Annotated in this window: 10 protein-coding genes; 3 read left to right on the forward strand and 7 right to left on the reverse strand. The window is 73.5% G+C overall.

All coding sequences use genetic code 11. From position 1 onward, the window contains the following. Positions 1 to 112 precede the first annotated feature (112 nt). The 3 genes from AC559T_RS18475 to AC559T_RS18485 form a co-directional block, all read right to left on the reverse strand. Positions 113 to 2,023, reverse strand: coding sequence for a glycoside hydrolase family 15 protein (locus tag AC559T_RS18475; RefSeq protein ID WP_071063985.1), 1,911 nt, complete (start codon positions 2,021 to 2,023; stop codon positions 113 to 115). 171 nt (positions 2,024 to 2,194) lie between these two features. Then, positions 2,195 to 3,094, reverse strand: coding sequence for a PIG-L deacetylase family protein (locus AC559T_RS18480; RefSeq protein WP_498869541.1), 900 nt, complete (start codon positions 3,092 to 3,094; stop codon positions 2,195 to 2,197). Continuing rightward, positions 3,091 to 4,335, reverse strand: a complete 1,245-nt coding sequence (locus tag AC559T_RS18485) for a class I SAM-dependent methyltransferase (protein ID WP_498869542.1) — start codon at positions 4,333 to 4,335, stop codon at positions 3,091 to 3,093. The genes AC559T_RS18480 and AC559T_RS18485 overlap by 4 nt, the downstream gene beginning before the upstream one ends. Before the next feature lie 229 nt (positions 4,336 to 4,564). Between AC559T_RS18485 and AC559T_RS18490 the strand changes: the two genes are divergently transcribed. Together AC559T_RS18490 and AC559T_RS18495 are read left to right on the forward strand one after the other, a co-directional pair. Then, entirely contained in the window at positions 4,565 to 7,702 is a 3,138-nt protein-coding gene (locus tag AC559T_RS18490; RefSeq protein WP_498869543.1) for an AfsR/SARP family transcriptional regulator, read from the forward strand. Between the two features lie 5 nt (positions 7,703 to 7,707). Further along, positions 7,708 to 8,160 carry a PH domain-containing protein gene (locus AC559T_RS18495; protein WP_498869544.1) on the forward strand — a complete coding sequence of 151 codons (453 nt, stop codon included), beginning with the start codon at positions 7,708 to 7,710 and terminating at the stop codon, positions 8,158 to 8,160. 23 nt (positions 8,161 to 8,183) lie between these two features. Here AC559T_RS18495 and AC559T_RS18500 read toward each other — a convergent pair whose 3' ends face one another. Together AC559T_RS18500 and AC559T_RS18505 are read right to left on the reverse strand one after the other, a co-directional pair. After that, positions 8,184 to 8,957, reverse strand: coding sequence for a rhomboid family intramembrane serine protease (locus tag AC559T_RS18500; protein WP_112107961.1), 774 nt, complete (start codon positions 8,955 to 8,957; stop codon positions 8,184 to 8,186). Positions 8,958 to 9,392: 435 nt separating this feature from the next. Further along, the gene (locus AC559T_RS18505) at positions 9,393 to 9,920 is read right to left on the reverse strand and encodes a peptidylprolyl isomerase (RefSeq protein WP_498869545.1); all 528 of its coding nucleotides are present in this window, start codon (positions 9,918 to 9,920) and stop codon (positions 9,393 to 9,395) included. Between the two features lie 414 nt (positions 9,921 to 10,334). Here AC559T_RS18505 and AC559T_RS18510 point away from each other — a divergent pair, with 414 nt between their 5' ends. Then, the gene (locus AC559T_RS18510) at positions 10,335 to 11,057 is read left to right on the forward strand and encodes a hypothetical protein (protein ID WP_071063995.1); all 723 of its coding nucleotides are present in this window, start codon (positions 10,335 to 10,337) and stop codon (positions 11,055 to 11,057) included. A 104-nt stretch (positions 11,058 to 11,161) separates the two neighbouring features. On the opposite strand, the gene AC559T_RS18515 is transcribed toward AC559T_RS18510, so the two are convergent. Both AC559T_RS18515 and AC559T_RS18520 read right to left on the reverse strand, forming a co-directional pair. Continuing rightward, entirely contained in the window at positions 11,162 to 12,697 is a 1,536-nt protein-coding gene (locus AC559T_RS18515; protein WP_498869546.1) for an MFS transporter, read from the reverse strand. A gap of 70 nt (positions 12,698 to 12,767) precedes the next feature. Then, positions 12,768 to 14,570 (reverse strand): FAD-dependent oxidoreductase, encoded by a 1,803-nt coding sequence (locus tag AC559T_RS18520; RefSeq protein WP_498869547.1) that lies wholly within the window; start codon positions 14,568 to 14,570, stop codon positions 12,768 to 12,770. Positions 14,571 to 14,611 lie beyond the last annotated feature (41 nt).

Raw genomic sequence — 14,611 nt, forward strand, 5'->3', positions numbered from 1 at the left:
AACCGTTGTCCACAATGTGGATATCGGGGTTCTGACCCCCCATCCGGGTGGTTGTGTGCCCGGTGCCCGGTCCCGCGCGCCGGAGCCGGGCGGCGCCTCAGCGCCCCGGCGGCTAGGAGCGGGTGAAGGACTCCCCGGACTCGGCCCGGATCACGTACATGACCGCGTTGATCAGCGCCAGGTGGGTGAAGGCCTGCGGAAAGTTGCCCAGGTGCCGACCGTCGGCCGGATCGATCTCCTCGGCGTAGAGGTCCAGCGGGCTGGCCAGGCTCAGCAGCCGCTCGCACAGCTGCCGGGCCCGGGTGAGCTCACCGATCTCCACCAGCGCGGAGACGAGCCAGAACGAGCAGATGAGGAAGGCGCCCTCCTCGCCCTCGACCCCGTCGTCGGTCTCGTCCGTCCGGTAACGCAGCACCAGGCCGTCCACCGTCAGCTCGTCGGCGATGGCGAGCACGGTCGCCTTCACCCGGTCGTCCGTCGACGGCAGGAAACCCAGCAGCGGCATCAGGAGCACCGAGGCGTCCAGCGACGTCGAGCCGTAGTACTGGGTGAAGACACCGCGGTGGTCGACGCCGTTCGCGAGCACGTCGGCGTGGATCTCGTCGGCGATGTCGTCCCAGCGGCCCGCGGTTCGCAGGTCACCGCGCATCTGCGCGAGGCGGCGCCCCCGGTCCAGCGCGACCCAGCAGAACATCTTCGACGAGGTGAAATGCCGCGGCTCGCCCCGGACCTCCCACATGCCGCGGTCCGTCTCCCGCCAGTGCGCGGCCGCCGCCTCCACCAGCCGGACCAGCACCGGCCACAGCCGCTCCGAGAGATAGTCCCGCGACCGGGTGTGCAGGTAGACCGAGTCGAGAACGGCCCCCCACACGTCATGCTGGCGCTGCTTCGCCGCCTCGTTACCGACCCGCACCGGGACGGCGCCGTCATAGCCGGACAGATGCCCGAGAATCTCCTCGTCGATCTTCGGCTCGCCACCGACCCGGTACATCACCTGGATGTCGTCGGCGTGCTCGGCGACGTCCGCGATGAAGGAGAAGAAGTCGTTGGCCTCGTAGTCGAGCCCGAGGGTGTACAGGCCCCACAGGGCGAACGTGGAGTCCCGGATCCAGCTGTAGCGGTAGTCCCAGTTGCGCTCGCCCTGCGGCGTCTCCGGCAGCGAGGTGGTCGCGGCGGCGAGCAGCGCCCCGGTCGGGGCGTAGGTGAGGCCCTTGAGCGCCAGTGCGCTGCGCTGCAGGTGCCGGCGCCACGGATGGTCGGGGAACCGCCCACGTGAAAGCCACTGCCGCCAGAACTCGGTGGTGCTGTCGACGGCGGCGCAGGCCTGCGGATAGTTGCCGGGCAGCAGCGGGTCCTCGGCCCGCCAGGTCATCGCCACGAACGCGGTGTCGCCCTCCCGCAACGTCGTCCGGGCCAGCGCGCGGCGGCCGTCGAACCCGAGCCGCAGGTCGGTGCGCAGCCGCAGCGCGACGCCCGCTGCCGGGTCGCCGGCCGGGGAGTCGTGGGTGATGATCCCGGTCGAGTAGTCCTCATCCTCGTACCGCCAGGACGCCGGGCTGCGGCCGTAGTCGAAGTTGGGCTCGCAGACGAGGCTGAGGTCGACGTCGCCGTGCTCGCAGCGGGCCAGCCGGAGCAGCACGTGGTCGGCGTCCCAGTCGCCCGGGGTGCGCCGGTGCGTCTTGGAGCGCCGGTGCGTCCGGTGCCAGCGGCCCACGACCAGGCAGTCGGTGACGATCAGCCAGCCCGTGGGCGTCTGCCAGGTCGTCTCAAGGACGTTCGTGCCGGGCAGGTACCGCCGGCCGGCCGGAATGAAGGTCCGGTCCGGGCCGAAGCGGAACCCGCCGGCCGAGCGGTCGAGGACGGCACCGAACACGCTCGGCGCGTCCGGGCGTGGCACGCACATCCACTCGACGTTGCCGCTGGGCGCCACGAGGCAGTTCGTCTCGCAGTCGGAGAGGAACCCGTACTCGGCGATCGGCGGGAACGGGCTGCCCCCGCCACGCCGCGTCGGTGTGTGCGCCACCGCTCCCCCTTCACCCGCGCCGCCCGCGCGGCGCCGTCGCGTGCGACCGGACGCCGTCACCGACGGATCAGGGCAACCGTGTCGCTACTTTAAGTAAAGTTAAGAACGCGAATGGTAGCCGTCGGGCCGTGGTGCGCAAGCCCCCCTGCCGGGGAGTCGCCAAGGCGACAGTCAAGGTGACACCCGGCCGCGATGGTCGACGAAGGCCTCCTCCGCGACCCAACCGGCGAACCGGTCCGGCCCCAGCGCCGCCAGCGCGCCCGCGGTCTGCGAGGCGTGCGCCCGCAACGCGGCGACCTTGCGTTCCAGCAGCCGTCCAGCCAGGTTCAGCCGTACCGCGAGCGCGCCTGGCGGGACGACCGGGCCGTCGTCGCCGTCAAGGTCCGCGCCATCCACCGCGATGCCGAGGAGTTCGTCGACGTCCCTCGTCCGCTCACGGTGGTCGGTCGACGCGGCCGCGTACAGCAGGCGGGCGCCGTCCGGGGCCGCCCGCGCGAACGCGGTGGTGGTCCAGGCCGAGACGGCGCGGTGGTCCGGATGGCCGGTGAACCCGTCCGGCCCGAACGTCACGACGACCGCCGGACGGAGCTCACGGATGATGCCCGCGATCCGCTCCACCGGGCCGGCCGGGCCCGGCGGGCCGGCCGGGCCCGCCGCGGCGGCCTGGGCGACCTGGGCGCAGCCGCCGTCGGGGAGTCCGAGCAGAACCTGCTCGCGCACCCCGAGGACGTCCAGCGCCTCGGCCAGCTCGGCCACCCGCAGCCGGTCGAGGGTCAGCCCCGGGGGCGAGCCGGGCGGGACCGGCCCGCCCAGCTCGCCGCGGGTGGCGGTGACGCAGACGACCCTGGCGCCGAGATGCGCGGCGGTGGCCATCAGCGCCCCGGAGAGGTAGGTCTCGTCGTCCGGGTGCGCCCAGACGCCGAGCAACGGTCCCGGGGACGGCGCCCCCGCCGGTGCGGTCACCGGGGGTGCCGCCGCGGCGCGGCCCGCGGTGAGGAGGTCGAGGACCACCGCCGCCACCTCGGGATCGACCGGAGCGGCGGCCTCCGTCGCGGCCGGCCCGGAGGTCACGACCGGGCCTCGACGACGATGTTCACCATGGTCTCGGCGGCCACCCGGACGGAGCCGAACCCCGCCGCCGTGAGGACCTCGCGCAGCCGCGCCGGCCCGGCCATGCCGCCGAGCGCGTCCGTGGCGCCGCCGTCGCCGTCGCCGTCGTGGTCGTGGTCGTGGCCGTGCTGGGACAGCGCGTCCGGCAGGCACACCAGGGTGGAGGCGGCGTAGAAGGTCAACCCGACGACGTCGGTGTTCTCCTGCACGCTGTCCCCCGCGCGCGGCTCGACCAGCATCAGCGTGCCGCCCGGCGCCATCGCCCGGCGGCACGCCGCGGCGGCCGCCACCGCGTCCCGGACGTGGTGGAAGGAGTCGAAGAAGCAGACGAGGTCGTACCCGTTGCCGATGTCGCCGGTTACCGGGGCGACCGAGAACGTCGTCCAGTCGGCCACCCGGGCGCGGTTGGCGGCCGTCCGCGCGGCATGGATCGACTCGGGGTGCGGGTCGACGCCGTGGAAGGTGGACATCGGGAACGCCTCCGCCATGAGCAGCGTCGAGGTGCCGTGGCCGCAGCCCACGTCGAGGACCTTCGCGCCGGCACGCAGCCGCTCGACGACCCCGTCCAGCGCGGGCAGCCACTCGCTCACCAGGCTGGCGCGGTAGAGCGGACCGAAGAACCGGTCGACACCGCTGTAGAGCCGCGGGTCGTGGGTATCCCAGCCGATGCCGCCGCCGGTGCGGAACGCCTCGACCAGCCGGTCCGCGGCCGCGTAGAAGCCCATGAGCGACTCGTAGCCGCCGGCCGAGGCCACCGGCGAGTTCGGGTCCGCGAGCACGGCGGCCCATTCCGCGGGCAGGTGGAACCGCCCGCTCGCCGGGTCATGGCGCAGGTTGCCCGCGGCGAGCTGGGACGCGAGCCACTCGCGCAGGTACCGCTCGGCGAGACCGGTCGCCGCCGCGAGCTCCGTGCTGGTGACCGGGCCGGCGGCCGCGAGGGCCGCCCACAGCCCGAGCCGATCGCCGAGCCAGCCCAGCGCGCCCACGGTGGCGACCGCCTGGTCCTGGGCGATCTTGTAGGTGAACCGCTCGACCTCCGCGAGGTCCAGGCCCGCGGGCGTACCAGCCTCGGCGACCGCCGCTCCAGCCGTCTCGGGGGCACTCCCGGGGACGGTCCCGTCGGTGGTCCCGGGCGTTGCCTCTCGGCTCGTCTCGCCGGCCGTCGTCTCGATGGTCGTGCTCGTCATGGTCGTGCTCGTCATGGCTGCCTCCTCGCTGTGTCGGATGGCCGGCGAGGTGTCAGGCACCCGTCCGGACGATCCCGGTGATGAACACCTCTGAGACTGCGGTCACGGACTTGAATGGGACCTGCACGCGGGATGCGCGACGGTCCCGGCGGATGCACGGCCACCGAACGGCGGATGCACGGCCGTCCCGGGGGGGCGGAAACGTCCCGGTGGGCGGAAATCGAGGGATTCGGGGGGCGACAACGTGGACGACGCGGACACGGGCGTGGAGATCGACGTGCTCGGCCCGATGCGGCTGCGTGTCGACGGCGCCGAGGTGGACGTCCCCGGTGCACGGCGGCGGGCGTTGCTGGCCATGTTGGCGATGTCGCGGGCGCGGGTCGTCGGGGCCGGCGCGCTGATCGACGCGCTCTGGGGCGCCGACCCGCCCGCCTCGGCGGACGGCACGCTGCACAGCCATCTCTCCCGCGTCCGGGGCCATCTGGGGCCGCGGGCCGGCCGTCTCGTCCGGGACGGCGCCGGATACCGCCTGGTCCTGGGCGCGGACGCGCTCGACGCCACCCGTGCCGAGGCGTTCGCCGCCCAGGCCCGCGCGCTGCGCCCCACAGACCCGGCCGCCGCGGTGGACCGGCTACGGCAGGCCCTCGATCTGTGGCGCGGTGACGCCCTGGCGGAGTTCGGCTCCGCCGGTCCGCTCGGCGCCGAGGCGGCCCGGCTCACCCGGCTGCGGCAGACGCTCGTGGACGGCCTGCTCGACGCCCGACTGGCCTGCGGCCCGGCTGGCGCGGTGATCGGAGATGCCGAGCAGGCGGCCACCGCCGACCCGTTACGCGAGTCGGCGCTGCTACTGCTGGTCCGCGCGCTGGCCCTGGACGGCCGGGCACCCGAGGCCCTCGCGGCGGCCCGTGACTTCCGCCGCCGGCTCGCCGACCAGACGGGCCTGGAGGCGTCGCCGGCGCTGGCCGACCTCGAACGCGCGGTCGCCCGCGGCGACCTCGCCGGCCCCGTCCCAGGCGCCGTCCAGCCCGGCCCACCGGTCACGGCAGGCCAGCCGGTCACGGCCAGACCGACAGTAACGGCAGGCCAGCCGGTCACGGCCAGACCGGCAGTGACCGCGGTCACGACACCGGCACGGCGGCCGGATGACCCGGACGGCCGCGGTGCCGGGCCGGCCAGGGCGCGCGTCCCGCGCTCGCCCACCCCGCTGCTGGGCCGCGCGGAGGAACTGGACCGGCTCGCGGAGCTGCTGCACCCCGACCGCTGCGTCACCGTCGTCGGCCCCGGCGGAGTGGGAAAGACCCGGCTGATGCTGGACCTGGTGCACCACGCCGCCCCACGATGGCCGGACGGAGCCACCCTCGTCGAGCTGGCGCCCGTCCGGGACGAGGCGACCGTGCCGTTCGCGCTGGCCCAGGCCCTCGAGGTCACGACCAGAGGGGACCTGCTCCGCGCGGTCATCGACTATCTGGCGACCCGCCGGCAGATCCTGGTGATCGACAACTGCGAGCACCTCCTGGACGCCGTCCGCGACCTGGTGGGCGAGCTGCTCCGCTGGGTACCCAACCTCACGGTGCTCGCGACCAGTCGCGCTCCGCTGGGAACGTCCGGGGAATGGGTGTTCCGCCTCGGGCCGCTGCCGCTGCCCGCCCCGGACACCGATCCCGCGGGCGCCGCCGCCGTTCGGCTGTTCCTCGACCGGGCACGCCAGGCACGGGGCGGCCGGGATCTGCCCGCGACGGCCCTCGAGGACGCCGCGGCGATCTGCCGACGCCTGGACGGGCTGCCGCTGGCCATCGAGCTCGCCGCGAGCCGGCTGACGGCGCTGAGCCCGGCCGACCTGCGCGCGCGGATGGACGCCGGGCTCGACCTCGGGCGAGGCCGGCGACCGCCCGTCGACGACGACCGCCATCACACCCTGCGCGGCACGATCGCCTGGTCCTACCGGCTACTCGACGCCCAGGCCCAGCGTCTCTTCCGCCACCTGGCGGCGGTTCCCGGCCTGTTCGACCTCTCGATCGCGGAGGCCGTCGCCGACGCCGTCACCTGCTCCGAGGATCCCGAGCCGGCGGAGGATCCGATCGCCGCCCTCAGCACACTTGTCGACGCGTCGATGGTGGAAACGGTCACCGACCCGGCCCATCCCGATGACGGCACCGCGTTCCGCATGCTGGACAGCATCCGCGCGTTCGGCCTGGAGGCCGCTCGGGCCGCCGGGGAGCTCGAGACCGCCCAGATCCTGATCGCGGCGTGGGCCCGCGAGTTCACCCGGTCGGCGGCGGGCGGCCTGCATGGTCCGGACGGGCCGCGCTGGGGCCGGCGGATCCTGACCGCGCTGCCCGTGCTGCGTGCCTGCCGCGAGCGGATGCTGAAACACGGCGACCTGGCCGGGGCGGCCCGGATCAGCATCGATCTCGGGGAGTTCGCGGCCTGGCACAACAACGCCGAGCTGTGGGCCTGGGCCCTGGAGACCGCGGACGACCCCGGCCTCGCCGAGCTGCCCGAGGCCCCGCTGCTGTACGCCGCGGCCAGCCACGCGGCCTGGCGGGCCGGCAGTCTCGGGAAGGCCCGCGAGCTGGCCGACCGGGCCCTCGCCACCGCCGTGGACGACGCCGGTGTCGCGACCGCCCGGTACGCGCTGGGCGTGACCGACCTCTTCGCGGGCGAGTTCGCCTCATCGATCGACCACCTCGTCGCGGCGGCCGCGCTCGACGCCGACCTGGCCGCCAACGAGATGGCCGTCGCGGCGTTGGCCGCGGCCTACGGCGGCGATGCCGACCGGGCGGACGCGCTGGTCACGCGGGCACGTCAGCTCGTCGGCACGTCGGGAGGGCCGATCATCTGGTCGTTCGTCGAGTACGTCCAGGCCGAGATCCACATCCACGACGATCCCGTTACGGCGCGCCGGCACGCCGAGCGTGCCCTGGCCGCGGCCCGCGCCGGCGGCGTCACCTTCGCGGTCGGGATCTCGCTGGTCACCCTCGCCTCGTCCGCGGTGCGGACGGGTGACCTGGTGACCGCGACCGCCCACTACCCGGAGGTGATCCGGCTGTGGCTGCGCACCGGTAGCTGGCCGCAGCAGTGGACCACGCTGCGCAACGTGGCGGACCTGTTCGGCCGGTTGGGGCGGGACGCCGAGGCGCTGCTGCTCTCAACGGCCGCCGACGCGGACCCGGACTCCTCCGCCGTGGTCGGAGCGGATGCCGAGCGGGTCCACAACCTGGTTGAGCAGCTGCGGGACAGGCTCGGCGCGGACGCGGTCGCGGCGATCCGGCGGCAGGCCGCCCAGCTGACCCGGCTGGAGGTCGTGGACCGCGCCCTGACCACGCTCGCCGAGCTGGAGCACCAGGGGGCCGGGACGCCCGCGCCACCTGTGGTTGGGTGAGGCGGGTGAGCACGCCCCCGGTCGACCTCTCCTGGTCGCCGCCGCTCTGGCGGTGCGTGGCCTACGCCGCGGGCGGCGCGGTGCTGCTCGTTGTGGCCGCCGTCGAGGACCTCGCCTGGCGGGTCGCCTCCCTTGACGGCGCGGGACGGCTGCTGGTCGGGCTGGTCGGGCTGGGCCTGGTGGCGCTCGCGATCAACGACGCGGTGTCCCGGCCGACGCTGCGGCTCGGCCCCGGCGGGATCGACTACATGGAGGGCCTGCGGCGCCGGCACCTGCCGTGGGCCGCGGTGACCGGCGCGCGGTCAGGCACCCTCACCCACGGACGGCGCCTCGTTCATCTACGAACCCTGGAGATCGAGACCATCGACGGGCCCGTGCTGCTCAGCCGCCGCGCACTGGGCACCGACCCGGAGCGGGTGGCCGAGGCCGTCGAGGAACTCCGCCTCCGCCTGGGCTGACTCCCGACGGCGGCAGGGGGCCGCTAGGCGAAGGCGGTGGTCAGGTCCGCGCTCTTGATGACGGCCGCCGCGAAGAGCAGGCCGACAAGCGCCAGCACCCCGGCCGCCTGCACGACCGTTCGGCGCGGCGGGACGTAGGCGTAGAGCAGGCCGACGAGCACCCCGGCCGCCAGCCCCCCGACGTGGCCCCAGCGGTCGATGAAGGACAGCGTGAACGTGAGCGCGAAGTTGATCCCGATCAGGATCAGGATCTGCGTCGTGTCGGCGCGCAGCCGCCGGGCGATCACGTAGTACGCGCCGAAAAAACCGAAGATCGCGGTGGACGCCCCGACCGAGTTCACGGACACACCGTTCACCAGGTAGCTCAGGGTGTTCCCACCGACGGCGCAGGCGACGAACAGGGCCACCAGGCGAAGCCGCCCGAGAATCGCCTCGAGCTGGTAGCCGAGCACGAACAACGCGTACAGGTTCACCAGGACGTGCAGGTAGTTGACGTGCAGGAAGGCGGCGGTGAGGAGCCGGTAGTACTGGTCGTCCCACGCGAGAGACACGCCGTACAGGCGGAAGTCGGCGCTGAACTGGTTCAGGGAGCCGGAGTCGCGCGCCAGCCCGGGCAGGCCCTGCAGGACGAACGCGACGAGGCACAGGCTGATCAGAACCTGGGTGACCAGCCCGCGGCGACCGGCTCCCGGCCGGCCACCGAAGTCCGTCCGCGGCTCTCGGCGCCGCTCGGGGCGCCCGCCACCGCCGGCGCCGGACTCCTCCGGGCAGTGGAAGCCCACAGCCGCCGGGCGCATGCAGTCCGGGCAGATGGGACGCCCGCACCGCTGGCAGGTGACGTACGTCTCCCGCTCGGGATGCCGATAGCAGTGGGGCAGGCTCGGCGCTCCCGCCGGCGGTGGGGTCCACCCGGCGTGGCCGGCGGGCGGGCCGGTCTCCGGCCGCCATCCGACCTGCTCGTGCGGCGGGCCGCCCGACGCAGGGCCGCCGTTGGGAGGGCCGCCGGCGGGCGGCGGCTCGCCTGCGGCGGGCAGGGGGGACGCGGGACGCGGGATCTCGGCTTCGCCGGCACTACCGGCCCCACCGGAACCCCCGGGCGCATCAGAAGAGCCTTCCGGCGCACGGGTCGGATCACCCGCTGGCGAGTCCGTCACCGCCGGACCCGCCGCGCCGGGCACCTGCGATCATCCCGGTCGGTCGCGCGCGCCGCCCCTGCCCTCATGATCGACGCTTCAGGCCGGGCGGCGTTCGACGACGATCTCCTGAACCACCACGTCGGTCTTGGGGCGGTCCTGAGCGCCGGTCGACGTCTTACCGATCTTGTCGACGACGTCCGTCCCCCGGGTGACCTCGCCGAAGATCGTGTGCTTGCGGTTCAGCCAGTCGGTGGCCGCCGTGGTGATGAAGAACTGGGAGCCGTTCGTGCCCGGGCCCGCGTTCGCCATCGCGAGCAGGTACGGACGGTCGAACCGCAGGTCGGGGTGGAACTCGTCGGCGAACTGGTAGCCGGGGCCGCCCCGGCCGCTGCCGAGCGGGTCGCCGCCCTGGATCATGAAGTTCGGGATCACCCGGTGGAAGATCGTCCCGCTGTACAGCGGCACACCGGTCTTCTTCTCGCCGGTCGCGGGGTCGGTCCACTCCCGGGACCCGGTCGCGAGCCCGACGAAGTTCTTGACCGTCTTCGGCGCGTGATCCGGGAACAACCTGATCTCGATGTCGCCCTGAGTCGTGCGCACCGTCGCGTACAGCTCCTCGGCCATGGGGCCTCTCTTCTCTCCGTCTTTTCGGCACGTACGGCGTGTCCTGGCCCCGATCGTATGCCGCACCTCCGACCGGAACCTGGCGCGCCGCCCGCGGCCGGCTCCCGGACATCCCGACAGGCACGCCGGACGCCGCCCCGGCCCCGGGCCGTACCCGAGCGGCACCACGGTCCGCGCCCACACGGGACCACGGTGATCGTCGGTACCCGGGACAGCACAGGGCATGTGTCGCAAGGGTAGGTGACACGACCCGACGTCCCGTCGCGTTGTTAGGAGCCACCGAACGGGGTACGGGACACTGCACAGATCTTGACGGCGCGTATCAACACACGCCGGTGGAGCCGTGGCCGGCCGCCGGGCGCGATCCGGCACCAGGATCGCGACAGGCCACGACGCAATAAGCGAAGGGATGCCATGAGCACGACACTCAAGGACAGGCTCGCGCACGTGACGGACGCCGCGCCGGTGAGCGGGCTCCCTGGCGCGGCGAAGAACGCGGCGGATCGCGCCGGCGCGGCGGCGTCGAAAGCCGCGTTGAAGGCCGGCAGCACCGCGGGCTCGGCGGCGCACGCCACCCGTGACGCCAGCAGCACACTCGTGCACCGGGTCTCCGACGTCTCCGGCGCCGGGGGGACGGCCGCGGGCAAGGCTGCCGGCAAGGCCGCGGGGCTCGCCGTCGGCAAGGCGTCGGCGGTGTCGGGCCGGACGGCCCGGCGGATCGAGAAGGCCCGCTCCAGCGCGGAGCTGTCGGCCGAGCGGGCGCGGATGGCGACCGAGCTCCGGTTGGAGAAGTCGCGGTCGCGCAAGGCCGTCCGCTCCGAGTCGAAGGCCCGCCAGCGGGCCGACCGCGCTCAGGAGCTGCTGGAGAAGCGACTGGAGAAGGCCGAGGTGAAGCTCGCCCGGGTGCACCGCCGCCGGCGGCGCGGAGTCGTGACGCTGTTCCTCATCGGCGTCGGCGCGGCCGCCGCCGTCGCGGCGCGCCGCTACCTGGCCAGCGCCGACACCGAGACGATCACGGCCGAGCCGGTCACCCCGCTGCGCTCCGACCTCGCCGACGGCGTGAGCCCGGAGGTCACCTCCGGGCTCGAGGAGATGCCCGGCGTCGACACCATGACCGAGGCTGGCCGGCGCACCTGACCGGCGCGTGGTGCCCGGCCCTTCCTCGGGCCGGGCACCGTCTGCCGTCGGCTCAGACGCCCCGCTGGTTCCGATACCGCCGGCTCTCGTCCGACGCCGTCAGTTCAGACGTGGCCGGGAACGGGCTGGGATGCGCCCTCGGCTGCACCGGCCGACTCCAGCCGGCCGGCGGCCGACGTGATCATGAACAGCCCGGCGAGCATCGCTGCCAGGCACATCCCCGCCCCGACCAGGAGGGCGTCGGCGTACCCGGCGACCGAGGCCTCGATGATCGCGGCAGGCGAGGGCCTGGCCGACCCGGCGGCGCTGGCCGCGTCCGCCGCGTGGTTGTTCGCCACCGTGCTGGCGACCGTGGCGAGAACCGCCAGCCCGATGGCACCGCCGACCTGCTGGGTGGTGTTCAGCAGACCGGAGGGCAGGCCGGCGTCCGCCGCGTCCACGCCGGCAACCGCGACGGCGGTGAGCGGGACGAACGAGATCCCGACCCCGAAGCCGAACAGCACCGTCGCGGGCAGCAGCAACGTGGGGTAGGACGAGTCCGCCGACAGGGTCGACAGCCAGAAGAGCGCCCCCGCCGCGATCAGCGGGCCGATCACCAGCAACGGCTTCGCCCCGAACCGGCCGAGCACCTGGCCGGAGACTCCCGCCGCCACCATGATCGCGATACTGACGGGCAGGAAGGCGAAGCCCGTCTGGAGCGGGCTGTAGCCGAGCACGCCCTGCACGAACAGGGTGAGGAAGTAGAAGACACCGAACATCGCCGCGGCGACGGCGAGAATGATCAGATTGGCGCCGCCGCGATCCCGGTTCCGGAACAGCCACAGCGGAACCAGCGGCTCGCGGCACATCGCCTCCCGGAGGAGGAAGAGCCCCAGGAGCGCGACCCCGCCGATCAGGCAGAGCAGAGTCAGCGCGTCCGACCATCCGTGGGTGGTCGTCCTGGTCAGGCCGTAGACGCCGACCGTCACACCGGCGGTGACCCCGACCGCGCCGGGGAGGTCGAACGTTCCCGTCCGCCGGGGTGCCTCGGTCAGGACCCGCGGCGCCAGCAGGGCCACGAGCAGGCCGATCGGCGCGTTCACGAACAGGACGAAGCGCCAGGACAGCAGGTCGGTGAGGATGCCGCCGAGGATCAGCCCGATCGCGGCACCCGATCCGGACATCGCGGCGTAGATGCCGAACGCCCGGTTCCGTTGCTGGCCCTCCGGGAAGGTGGTCGTCACCAGCGACAGTGCCGCCGGTGCCGCGATCGCGCCGCCGACCCCCTGTACGACCCGGGCGACGTAGAGAAAGGCCGGGGTCGTCGCGAACCCGCCCACCAGCGACGCCAGGGCGAACAGCAGGACACCGACCACGAACATCCGGCGGCGGCCCAGAATGTCGCCCGCCCGGGCGCCGAGCATCAGCAGGCCACCGAACGCGAGGGTGTAGGCGTTCAGGACCCAGGGCAGGTCGACCTCGCTGATCCCGAGATCGTCACGCATGCTCGGCAGCGCGACGTTCACGATCGTCGCATCGAGAACGATCATCAACTGTGCCCCACAGATGACCAACAGAGCGAGACCGAACCGCCCCGACGTGCCGGCCGGCGGCTGCGGTGTTGTTCCTGTGTCGGGTGGAGTCGACATGCCTGGGAACATAACGGGGGCCGCCGACGGAATTCGGCCACGAGACTGCCGCCAGCCATATCCCCAGGAAATGTGACTCTGATCATATATTGCGAGGAGTCTCCCGGCCACCGCCAGCTACCACATCCCGGGGAATATCCGTATTCGTCCTGGTCAGGGCACTTATTTCATAATGTCCCGGTGCGTCCGCGGGCACCGCCGGGTTCCGCGGTACCACCGGCGCGATCCGCCGGTACGCCGCGCCCACCGGCGGGCGGGGGTCGGTGTCGCCCCGGTTCGGCCAGAAGGCCATCGCCCGCTCCGCCATCGCCGTGATCGTCAACGAGGGGTTCACCCCGAGGTTCGCCGGCACCGCCGAGCCGTCCACAACGTGCAGGCCGGGATGGCCGAAAACCCGGTGATACGGGTCGATCACGCCCCGGGCGGGATCAGCGGCCAGGACCGCCCCGCCGAGGATGTGCGCCGTCAGCGGGATGTCGGCCAGCTCGGTGATCGCGCCGCCCGGATGCCCGCCCAGCCGCTCCGCCACCAGCCTCGCCGCCTGGTTGCCCTCCGGTATCCAGGTCGGGTTGGACTCCCCGTGGCCAGCGTGGCTCGTCAGCCAGGACGTCCCGAACGGCCCGCGGCGCCGGCTGACGGTGAGCGAGTTGTCCCGGGACTGCATGACGAGAGCGATCATGGTTCGCTCCGACCACCGCCACGGCAGGGCGAGCAGCGTGAGGTACGGGCGGCGGGCCAGCAGCAGCAGGTGCTTCGCCCAGCGTGGCAGGGAGCCGCCGCCGTCGGTCATGGCACTCGACAGGAACGCCATGAGGTTGCTGCCCCGGCCGTACCGGACAGGTTCCACGTGCGTGTGATCGTTCGGGTAGAAGGACGACGTTATGGCCACCCCCCGGGTGATCCGCTCATCCGGCCGCAGCCGGGTCGCGCCCAGGATCGCCTCGGAGTTCGTCCTGGTCAGGTGGCCGACCCGGTCGGAGATGCCGGGCAGGTGCCCCTGTTCGCGCATGCCGAGCAGGAGGCGCTGGGTTCCCAGGGCGCCCGCGGCGAACACGACCTGGCGGGCCGTCCAGCGCCGCGCGTCCCGCCGCCGGCTGCCGGTGCGCACCGTCTCGACCTCGTAGCCACCGCGCCCGTCGGGGCGCACCGAGCGCACGGTCGTGTCCGCCACGATGCGGGCGCCCAGCCCTTCGGCCAGGTGGAGGTAGTTGCGGTCCAGGGTGTTCTTCGCGCCGCGCCGGCATCCCGTCATGCACTCGCCGCACTCGACGCAGCCCGTCCGGGCCGGGCCGGCGCCGCCGAAGTAGGGATCGGGAACCGTCACCCCCGGCTCGCGCTGGCCGTCGCGGCCGAAGAACACGCCGACGTCGGTCAGGCGGAAGGTGTCCCCGACGCCCATATCCCGTGCGACGTCCCGGAAGACCTCGTCCGCCATGGTCATCGACGGGTTCCGGGTGGAGCCGAGCATGCGCTCGGCCTGGCCGTAGAACGGCCCGAGCTCGGCACGCCAGTCGGCGATGTCCGCCCACTGGGGATCGTCGTAGAAATCGTCCAGGGGCCGGTACAGCGTGTTCGCGTAGACGACCGATCCACCGCCGACCGCTGCTCCGGAGAGCACCAGCACCCGCCCGAGCAGGGTGATCTTCTGGATCCCGTGGCACCCGAGCCGCGGCAGCCACAGGTACCTGCGGATGTCCCAGCTCGTCTTCGGCAGTGTCGCCGGGGTGAACCGGCGGCCGGCCTCGACGACCGTGACGCGGTAGCCCTTCTCGGCCAGGCGGAGCGCGGTCACGCTGCCCCCGAACCCGCTGCCGATCACCAGGACGTCGCAGTCGTCCCGAGGCTCGATGTCCGCGCCCGACCGCTCGGTCTCGTCGCCGCCCATGTGCCCCATCATGCCGCCAGGCATTCAGGTGCGCCGGGGCG

The sequence above is a fragment of the Frankia sp. Hr75.2 genome, assembly GCF_949319125.1.
In the GTDB taxonomy this organism is placed as follows: Bacteria; Actinomycetota; Actinomycetes; order Frankiales; family Frankiaceae; genus Parafrankia; species Parafrankia soli.

What these genes read in the sequence shown, in the direction of transcription:
- AC559T_RS18485 (WP_498869542.1), bottom strand. Translation starts at nt 4,335, where the DNA reads ATGACGAGCACGACCATGACGAGCACGACCATCGAGACGACGGCCGGC.
- AC559T_RS18500 (WP_112107961.1), bottom strand. Translation starts at nt 8,957, where the DNA reads ATGCGCCCGGCGGCTGTGGGCTTCCACTGCCCGGAGGAGTCCGGCGCC.
- AC559T_RS18505 (WP_498869545.1), bottom strand. Translation starts at nt 9,920, where the DNA reads ATGGCCGAGGAGCTGTACGCGACGGTGCGCACGACTCAGGGCGACATC.
- AC559T_RS18510 (WP_071063995.1), top strand. Translation starts at nt 10,335, where the DNA reads ATGAGCACGACACTCAAGGACAGGCTCGCGCACGTGACGGACGCCGCG.
- AC559T_RS18515 (WP_498869546.1), bottom strand. Translation starts at nt 12,697, where the DNA reads ATGTTCCCAGGCATGTCGACTCCACCCGACACAGGAACAACACCGCAG.
- AC559T_RS18520 (WP_498869547.1), bottom strand. Translation starts at nt 14,570, where the DNA reads ATGGGCGGCGACGAGACCGAGCGGTCGGGCGCGGACATCGAGCCTCGG.